This is a genomic window from Mesorhizobium sp. M1142 (assembly GCF_040318565.1).
Lineage (GTDB): Bacteria > Pseudomonadota > Alphaproteobacteria > Rhizobiales > Rhizobiaceae > Mesorhizobium.
This window is the reverse complement of sequence record NZ_JAMYMK010000021.1, coordinates 82,224-90,168: the sequence shown is the minus strand read 5'-3', so window position 1 is coordinate 90,168 and position 7,945 is coordinate 82,224. Positions and strand designations below refer to the sequence as shown.

Annotated in this window: 8 protein-coding genes and 1 tRNA gene; 8 read left to right on the top strand and 1 reads right to left on the bottom strand. The window is 62.2% G+C overall.

The features are described 5' to 3' along the window. Nucleotides 1–93: 93 nt before the first annotated feature. Nucleotides 94–184: transfer RNA gene (locus NKH42_RS26475), tRNA-Ser, on the bottom strand. A 449-nt stretch (nt 185–633) separates the two neighbouring features. On the opposite strand from NKH42_RS26475, the gene NKH42_RS26470 reads away from it, so the two are divergent. The 8 genes from NKH42_RS26470 to NKH42_RS26435 all read left to right on the top strand — a co-directional run bounded on the left by NKH42_RS26470 (nt 634) and on the right by NKH42_RS26435 (nt 7,944). After that, complete coding sequence (locus NKH42_RS26470; RefSeq protein WP_352752345.1) at nt 634–1,842, top strand: porin; 1,209 nt, start codon at nt 634–636, stop codon at nt 1,840–1,842. Nucleotides 1,843–1,996: 154 nt separating this feature from the next. Beyond that, nucleotides 1,997–3,103 (top strand): pyridoxal phosphate-dependent aminotransferase, encoded by a 1,107-nt coding sequence (locus tag NKH42_RS26465; RefSeq protein WP_352754384.1) that lies wholly within the window; start codon nt 1,997–1,999, stop codon nt 3,101–3,103. A gap of 90 nt (nt 3,104–3,193) precedes the next feature. After that, entirely contained in the window at nt 3,194–3,472 is a 279-nt protein-coding gene (locus tag NKH42_RS26460; RefSeq protein WP_352647285.1) for an acylphosphatase, read from the top strand. A gap of 130 nt (nt 3,473–3,602) precedes the next feature. Further along, complete coding sequence (locus tag NKH42_RS26455; protein WP_352754386.1) at nt 3,603–4,265, top strand: TetR/AcrR family transcriptional regulator; 663 nt, start codon at nt 3,603–3,605, stop codon at nt 4,263–4,265. A 48-nt stretch (nt 4,266–4,313) separates the two neighbouring features. After that, entirely contained in the window at nt 4,314–5,477 is a 1,164-nt protein-coding gene (locus tag NKH42_RS26450) for an isovaleryl-CoA dehydrogenase (protein ID WP_352752346.1), read from the top strand. Between the two features lie 82 nt (nt 5,478–5,559). Then, nucleotides 5,560–5,952: an AbrB/MazE/SpoVT family DNA-binding domain-containing protein gene (locus NKH42_RS26445; RefSeq protein ID WP_352752347.1), complete on the top strand. Its 393-nt coding sequence runs from the start codon at nt 5,560–5,562 to the stop codon at nt 5,950–5,952. Beyond that, nucleotides 5,949–6,332 carry a type II toxin-antitoxin system VapC family toxin gene (locus NKH42_RS26440; RefSeq protein ID WP_352480311.1) on the top strand — a complete coding sequence of 128 codons (384 nt, stop codon included), beginning with the start codon at nt 5,949–5,951 and terminating at the stop codon, nt 6,330–6,332. Before NKH42_RS26445 ends, NKH42_RS26440 begins: the two co-directional genes overlap by 4 nt. 4 nt (nt 6,333–6,336) lie before the next feature. After that, nucleotides 6,337–7,944, top strand: coding sequence for a carboxyl transferase domain-containing protein (locus NKH42_RS26435; protein WP_352752349.1), 1,608 nt, complete (start codon nt 6,337–6,339; stop codon nt 7,942–7,944). Nucleotide 7,945 lies beyond the last annotated feature (1 nt).

Genomic DNA, 7,945 nt, shown 5'->3' with positions numbered 1-7,945 from the left:
GCAGACCATCGACAACCCGTTCGGCACGAGGTTGTCACCCATGTCTTAGGTACATTCTGTTACCCATGTCTCCGGGTCGTACCCTTTGAGCGGTGGCGGAGAGGATGGGATTCGAACCCACGAGAAGCTTTTGACCTCTACTCCCTTAGCAGGGGAGCGCCTTCGACCACTCGGCCACCTCTCCGTTGCGCCGGTGGATAAAGAAAAGCGCCGCCACAATCAACAAGCTGGTGTCACTATCGTCGAAAAATCGGGCTTCCGCCAAAATGCCACGTGTGGCTTGCGGCGATTCTGCGGCAATTCCCTGGCTGTTGAGTCGGCGCATGGTCACAGTTTGAGCGGGCCATTGCCGGAATTGGCTGGAATGCGGGGTTGCCGGGGCCTGATAGTTAATGGGAGCTTTCGGAGTGAGGCCAAATCGTGTCATTTGTGCAACAACGCTCGGCGATAGCGCCACCACAAACCTTTTGCCGGTACGATCGTGGTTGAACGACGCCGCCTCATGGGTAATGTCGGGTTTGAAGGAGCGGCGCGGTGCGCATCTTTTTCGGTAGTGGGGATGGGGCAGGGAACGCTGTCCTTCAGCAAAGAATACCCAGACCCGTTTTTTAACTTTTGACTGGAGGTCAGAAAATGAACATCAAGAGCCTGCTTCTCGGCTCCGCTGCGGCACTGATCGCAGTATCCGGTGCGCGCGCCGCCGACGCCGTCGTCGTCGCCGAGCCGGAACCCGCTGAATACGTCAAGATCTGCGACGTCTACGGCGCTGGCTACTTCTACATCCCCGGCACCGAAACCTGCCTGCGCATCGGCGGCTATGTCCGCTACGACATCGGCATCGGCGACGTCGGTTCGTTCGACGGTGCTGAGAATTTCGATCACGAAGATGGCGATATCCAGGACACCTACTCCAAGAACGCCCGCTTCAACCTGAAGACCTGGACCGCTCAGGAAACCGAACTCGGCACCTTGAAGACCTACACCGAGACCCGGTTCAATTTCGGCAACCGCAACCGTCACGTTAGCACCACAACCACCGATCCGGACGGCCCCGAGGGTCCGCTGTTGCCGGTCACGACCATCGTCAGAAATGACGCCGAAAACAAGGGCGTTTCGCTGAACTTCGCCTGGATCCAGCTCGGTGGCCTGCGCGTCGGTAAGGACGAATCGGCCTTCAACACGTTCATCGGCTACGCCGGCAACGTCATCCAGGATACGCTGGTTCCTTACGGTGATTTCGACACCAACGTCGTCCAGTACTACTTCGATTTCGGCAACGGCTTCTCGGCCGTGGCTTCGCTCGAGCAGGGCGCGGGCCGCGTTGGGACCATCGACAGCTACGTTCCGCATGTCGTCGGCGGCCTGAAGTGGACGCAGGGCTGGGGCGCGATCACCGGCGTCATCGCCTACGACAGCAACTACGAAGAAGTGGCCGGCAAGGTTCGTTTGGACGTGAATGCAACCGACGCGCTGTCGCTGTTCATCATGGCGGGCTACGGCACTGACGATAACCTCAATGACCCGGGCAACTTTGTCCCAGCCAATGGCCGTGGTTTCTACAAGCAGTGGGGCGGCAACTGGGCGGTTTGGGGTGGCGGCACCTACAAGTTCAACGAGAAGACCTCGTTCAACGTGCAGGCTTCGGCTGACGACGACAAGAACTATGCCGTCGCGGCGAACATCGCCTACGACATCGTTCCTGGCCTGACGATCACCGCCGAAGTCGATTGGGACCACTACGGGCGGTTTAACGATCCGGCCAGCTTCACCAACGTCAACTGGACCAGTGCGGACAAGAAGGACAGCATTGGCGGCCTCCTCCGCTTCCAGCGCTCGTTCTAATAAGTTCGACCTGACCAATATTGAACCCGGCGGGCAACCGCCGGGTTTTTCTTTGAGCCATTCGCCGGCTGCCACATTTCAAGGCTGCCGTGGAACTTGCGCCGGCCAAGCCGGCAGGCTAGCAAGAAGGCCCCTTTTCGAACGAGCCTTTGCCATGCGCCCTCCCCTTACGCCGCTCATCGACGCGCTTCCCTCCACGGTGCCGTTTGTCGGCCCTGAGGCGCAGGAGCGCGACCGCGGCCGCGCCTTTCGCGCCCGCATCGGCGCCAATGAGAGCAGCTTTGGCCCTTCGCCGCGCGTCATTGCCCGCATGGCCGGGATTGCCGGCGACATGTGGATGTATTGCGACCCCGACAATCACGATTTGAAGGTAGCCGTAGCCAGGCATCTCGGCGTCGGCGCCGAAAACGTCGTCATCGGCGAAGGCATAGACGGGCTGCTCAGCCTGGTTGCGCGCATGTATGTGGCGCCCGGCGACGCGGTGGTGACCTCGCTCGGCGCCTATCCGACCTTCAACTTTCATGTTGCCGGCGTCGGCGGCCGATTGGTCGCAGTGCCCTACGAGAACGATCGGGAAAACCTCGACGGCCTGCTGGCGGCGGTCGCCAGGGAAAAGGCGCCGCTTGTCTACCTGTCCAATCCGGACAATCCGATGGGCAGCTGGTGGGAAGCCGCCGAACTCGGCCGCTTCATCGAGGCCTTGCCGGAAACCACAATGCTGGTGCTCGACGAGGCCTATGGCGAATTAGGGCCAGCCTCAGCGCTGCCGCCAATCGATGTGGCGCGGCCGAACGTCATCCGCATGCGCACCTTCTCCAAGGCCTATGGGCTGGCCGGCATACGCTGCGGCTACGCGGTGGCCGAGGCCCAGGTGATTCGCGACTTCGAGAAGATCCGCAACCACTACGGCGTCAGCCGCATGGCGCAGATCGCCGGCGTCGAGGCGCTTGCCGATCAAGCCTGGCTGGAAAGCGTGGTGGCGCGGGTCGCCTCCGGCCGCCGACGCATTGCCGGAACAGCCGAGGCGAACGGGCTGAAGCCGCTGGCTTCGGCGACCAATTTCGTCACCATCGATTGCGGCCGCGACGGCGCCTTCGCGCTGAAGGTGCTGCGGGCGCTGTTGTCGCGCGACGTCTTCATCCGCAAGCCGATGGTGCCGGTGCTCGATCGCTGCATCCGGGTCAGCGTCGGCCTCGACCACGAGCTCGACATTTTTGCCGAGGAATTGCCCGGCGCACTGGCGGCAGCACGGGGGAACTGAAGAGCCTTCGCCCTATGTGGCTGACTGGCGGCAGCGTGGTTGAATTTGCACGGCGATGCGCCAGACTCGACTCAGAGGATGGAGAGCGCGATGACCGACCGCACTGTACAGGTACGCATATATGGCAAGGTGCAAGGCGTCAGCTACCGGGTCTGGGCGCGGCGCGAGGCGTCGGCGCTTGGCCTCGCCGGGTGGGTGCGCAACGAAGTTGACGGCTCGGTGACAGCCTTGATTGCCGGGACCGGTGCGGCGGTCTCGACAATGATCGAACGGCTTTGGCAAGGGCCGCCAGGGGCAGCAGTTTCGAAGGTCGATGTCGAGGACCTCGAGGCCCGCAACACGTCCGCGGGATTCAGGATTGTTGCCTAGCAAAGCACGATCCTGCTCATTCGCTTCCATCGCACAAAATTCCCGGGTGCAGATAGAGCAAACCTGAAGCTACTGCCGCACATGCCTCCGCCCTTGAATTAATTGAACGTTTGTTTTATTGCTTTGCGTCATGGCGCGTACGACCGGCTCCCACGGAGAAAAGACCGAAGCTGCGGTCCGCGAGGCGGCGGTCAGCCTGATTGCGCGTCTCGGCTACGAGGCGATGTCGATGCGCCAGCTGGCGGCCGAAGTCGGCGTCCAGGCGGCGGCGCTCTATCGCTATTTTCCGACCAAGCAGGACCTTCTGTTCACGCTGATGCGCGAGCATATGGAAGGCTTGATCGAGGCGTGGCGCGCAACACGCCCTGTCGGCGCCGATCCGGCAACCCGGCTTGCCGCCTATGTCGAAAACCACATCGCTTTCCATATCGAACGCCGCCACTCCACCCATGTCTCGAACATGGAGCTGCGCAGCCTGTCGCACGAAAAACTCTCGCAGATCCTGCGCATGCGCACGGCCTACGAGAAGGAGTTGCGCGCCATCCTTCGCGACGGCGTCGAAGCGGGCCTGTTCAGCATCGAAGACACCGGGCTCACCGCCATGGCGTTGATCCAGATGATGACCGGCGTCATCGTCTGGTTCCGGCCGGGCGAACGGCTGTCGATCGCCGAAGTCACCGCTACATATCTAGCAATGACAATGCGCCTTGTTGGAGCAAAGAACGATGGCGCGACAACGAGCTCTGGCGCCGTGCGTTCATTCGAGCGCGCAAAGGACGCTCTAGCACTTTGATTTCGCGCATGATCCCGATTTTCGGGGTCGTGCGCCGGGAGGAACGGCATGTACACGCATACGCTCAACTTCGGGCTTGGCGAAGATGTCGAGGCGCTGCGCGACCTGGTGCGGCGCTTCGCCCAAGAGAAAATCGCGCCGATAGCCGCCGAGATCGACCGGTCGAACGAATTCCCGGCGCATCTGTGGGTGGAGCTCGGCGGGCTTGGCCTGCTCGGCATCACCGCCGATCCCGATTTCGGCGGCAGCGGCATGGGCTACCTCGCCCACGTCGTGGCGATGGAGGAGATTTCGCGCGCCTCCGCCTCGGTCGGCCTCTCCTACGGCGCCCATTCCAACCTCTGCGTCAACCAGATCAATCGCTGGGCGACGCAGGCGCAGAAGGAAAAATATCTGCCTTCGCTGTGCAGTGGCGAAAAGGTCGGCGCGCTGGCAATGTCGGAATCCGGCGCCGGGTCCGACGTCGTGTCGCTGCGCCTGCGCGCGGAAAGGCGCAACGACCGCTATGTGCTCAACGGCACCAAAATGTGGATCACCAACGGACCGGATGCCGAGACGCTGGTCGTGTATGCCAAGACCGATCCGGAACTCAATTCGCGCGGCATCACCGCTTTCATCGTCGAAAAGGCCTTTGCCGGTTTTTCGGTGGCGCAAAAGCTCGACAAGCTTGGCATGCGCGGCTCGAACACCGGCGAGCTGGTGTTCGAGAATGTCGAAGTGCCGTTCGACAATGTGCTGCACGAGGAAGGGCGCGGTGTCGAGGTGCTGATGTCGGGCCTCGACTACGAACGCGCCGTGCTGGCCGGCGGGCCGATCGGGCTGATGGCTGCGTGCCTCGATGTGGCGATACCTTACGTGCACGAGCGCAAGCAGTTCGGCCAGCCGATCGGCGAATTCCAGCTGGTGCAAGGCAAGCTCGCCGACATGTATGCGACGATGAACGCGGCGCGCGCCTACGTCTATGCCGCGGCCGCCGCCTGCGATCGCGGTGAGACGGCCCGCAAGGATGCTGCCGGCTGTATTCTCTTCGCCGCCGAAAAGGCGACGCTGATGGCGCTCGAGGCCATCCAGCTTTTGGGCGGCAACGGCTACATCAACGACTACCCGACCGGCCGGCTGCTCCGCGACGCCAAGCTCTACGAAATCGGTGCCGGCACCAGCGAAATCCGTCGCTGGCTGATCGGGCGGGAAATCATGGCGGAGAGCGCCTAATGGCATCCTTTTGAGCTTTTGCCAGAAGCCATACGATGTGGCATATTTCGGACTATGTGCCACAACCCTAGCGAGACGAACCATGGCGGGCAGAACGGGAAAGTCCGGATTTGACGAACATCCGCAAGCACAGCTCGATGCCAGCGCTCGCAAAACGCCGCTTAGGGTTCCGGCGAAACGCGAGCGTGTTAAACTTGGCGAGGGCGGGCGCTTCGTCATCCCTGCTGCGATGCGCGAGGAGATGGGCGTGAAGCCTGGCGAGGAGATGATCCTGCATGTCGAAAACGGCGAGCTGCGGGTAAGATCGTGGCTGCAGAATCTGCGACGCGTCCAGGCCGAATTGTCGGCGCTGAAACAGCCCGGTGAAAGCGTCGTCGACGAATTTCTGAAGGAGCGGCGGGAAGAGCAGCGTCGAAGCGACAAGCGTCTCGACCGGCTTCACGCCGAAGGGACGACAGGAAAGCGGGCGAAATGAAGCCCTACGTCATGGACAGTTCGGCGGCACTCGCAATCCTGCTCAACGAGCAAGGCACCGATAGTGCTTTGGGGTTCGCGCCGGATGCACAATGCAGTTCGGTCAATGCGGCCGAAATCATCGCCAAGCTGATCGACAAGGGACGCAGCATGGAACAGGCCGCGGACGACCTCGCCAGTCTCGGCATGCCGATCGCCGTTTTCGACGAAGCGATGGGCATCGCCGCCGGGCAGCTTCGCCAACTGACGCGGCATCGCGGCCTGTCATTGGGCGATCGGGCCTGCCTCGCGCTGGCTATTCGCGAGAACGCCATTGCCGTCACCGCTGATCGCGATTGGAGCGACCTCGATGTCGGCTGCAAGATCGAGCTGATCCGGTAGCGCCATGGCCCCCCTCACCTCGCAGATCTCGCCCGCCTCCGATATTTTCCGCGCCAATGCCGAGCGCATGCGGGCGCTGGTCGCCGATATTGCTGAGAAAGCGGCCACGGTCGAACGCGGCGGCTCGGAAGATGCGCGCGAGCGGCACGTCTCCCGCGGCAAGCTCCTGCCGCGGCAACGCCTCGCCCAATTGCTCGATACCGGCTCCCCCTTCCTCGAAATCGGCCAGTTCGCGGCATGGTCGATGTATGGCGAGGACATCCCGTCGGCCGGCCTCATCGCCGGCATCGGCCGCGTCGAAGGCACCGAAGTGATGGTCGTCGTCAACGACGCCACGGTGAAGGGCGGCACCTATTATCCGCTGACGGTGAAGAAGCATCTGCGTGCACAGGAAATCGCGCTGCAGAATAATCTGCCTTGCGTCTATCTGGTCGACAGCGGCGGCGCCAATCTGCCCAATCAGGACGAGGTGTTTCCCGACCGCGATCATTTCGGCCGCATCTTCTATAACCAGGCCAACATGTCGGCCGCCGGCATTCCGCAGATCGCCTGCGTCATGGGGTCGTGCACGGCCGGCGGCGCCTATGTGCCTGCGATGTCGGACGAGACAATCATGGTGCGCAACCAGGCAACCATCTTTCTCGGCGGCCCGCCGCTGGTGAAGGCGGCCACCGGCGAGGACGTCACCGCCGAGGACCTCGGTGGCGCCGACGTGCACACAAGGCTTTCCGGCGTTGCCGACCACTATGCGCTCGACGACGAGCATGCGCTGGCCATATGCCGGCGTATCGTCAAAAACCTGAATCAGAACAAGACTGTAAGCCTTGCCTTACAGAAATCGGTTCCGCCGCTTCACGATCCACATGAACTCTACGGCATCGTGCCGACGGATCTGCGCCAGCCCTACGACGTACGCGAGGTAATCGCCCGCACCGTCGACGGCTCCGAATTCGATGAGTTCAAGCAGAGTTATGGCACCACGCTGGTCACCGGTTTTGCCCATCTCAGCGGCATGCCGGTCGGCATCATCGCCAACAATGGCGTGCTGTTTTCGGAAAGCGCGCTAAAGGGCGCGCATTTCATCGAGCTGTGCTGCCAGCGCAAGATCCCGCTGATTTTCCTGCAGAACATCACCGGCTTCATGGTCGGGCGGAAATACGAGGCCGGCGGCATCGCCAAGGACGGCGCCAAGCTGGTGATGGCGGTCGCCACCGCCAAGGTGCCGAAAGTAACGATGATCATCGGCGGCTCGTTCGGCGCCGGCAATTACGGTATGTGCGGACGCGCCTATTCGCCACGCTTCCTGTGGATGTGGCCGAATGCCCGCATTTCGGTGATGGGCGGAGAGCAGGCTGCAACGGTGCTGGCCGTGGTCAAGCGCGAAGGCATCGAGCGCAAGGGCGGAGAATGGAGCGCCGAGGAGGAGGCGAAATTCAAGAAGCCGATCCTGATGAAATACGAGCATGAAGGCCACCCGCTCTATTCGTCGGCAAGGCTCTGGGACGACGGCATCATCGACCCGGCCAAGACCCGCGAGGTGCTGGCGCTCAGCCTTTCGGCCGCGCTCAACGCCGAGATCGAAGAGACAAGGTTCGGCGTGTTCAGGATGTGAG

Coding starts and splice junctions, on each gene's coding strand:
- NKH42_RS26470 (WP_352752345.1), top strand. CDS start 634: ATGAACATCAAGAGCCTGCTTCTCGGCTCCGCTGCGGCACTGATCGCA.
- NKH42_RS26465 (WP_352754384.1), top strand. CDS start 1,997: ATGCGCCCTCCCCTTACGCCGCTCATCGACGCGCTTCCCTCCACGGTG.
- NKH42_RS26460 (WP_352647285.1), top strand. CDS start 3,194: ATGACCGACCGCACTGTACAGGTACGCATATATGGCAAGGTGCAAGGC.
- NKH42_RS26455 (WP_352754386.1), top strand. CDS start 3,603: ATGGCGCGTACGACCGGCTCCCACGGAGAAAAGACCGAAGCTGCGGTC.
- NKH42_RS26450 (WP_352752346.1), top strand. CDS start 4,314: ATGTACACGCATACGCTCAACTTCGGGCTTGGCGAAGATGTCGAGGCG.
- NKH42_RS26445 (WP_352752347.1), top strand. CDS start 5,560: ATGGCGGGCAGAACGGGAAAGTCCGGATTTGACGAACATCCGCAAGCA.
- NKH42_RS26440 (WP_352480311.1), top strand. CDS start 5,949: ATGAAGCCCTACGTCATGGACAGTTCGGCGGCACTCGCAATCCTGCTC.
- NKH42_RS26435 (WP_352752349.1), top strand. CDS start 6,337: ATGGCCCCCCTCACCTCGCAGATCTCGCCCGCCTCCGATATTTTCCGC.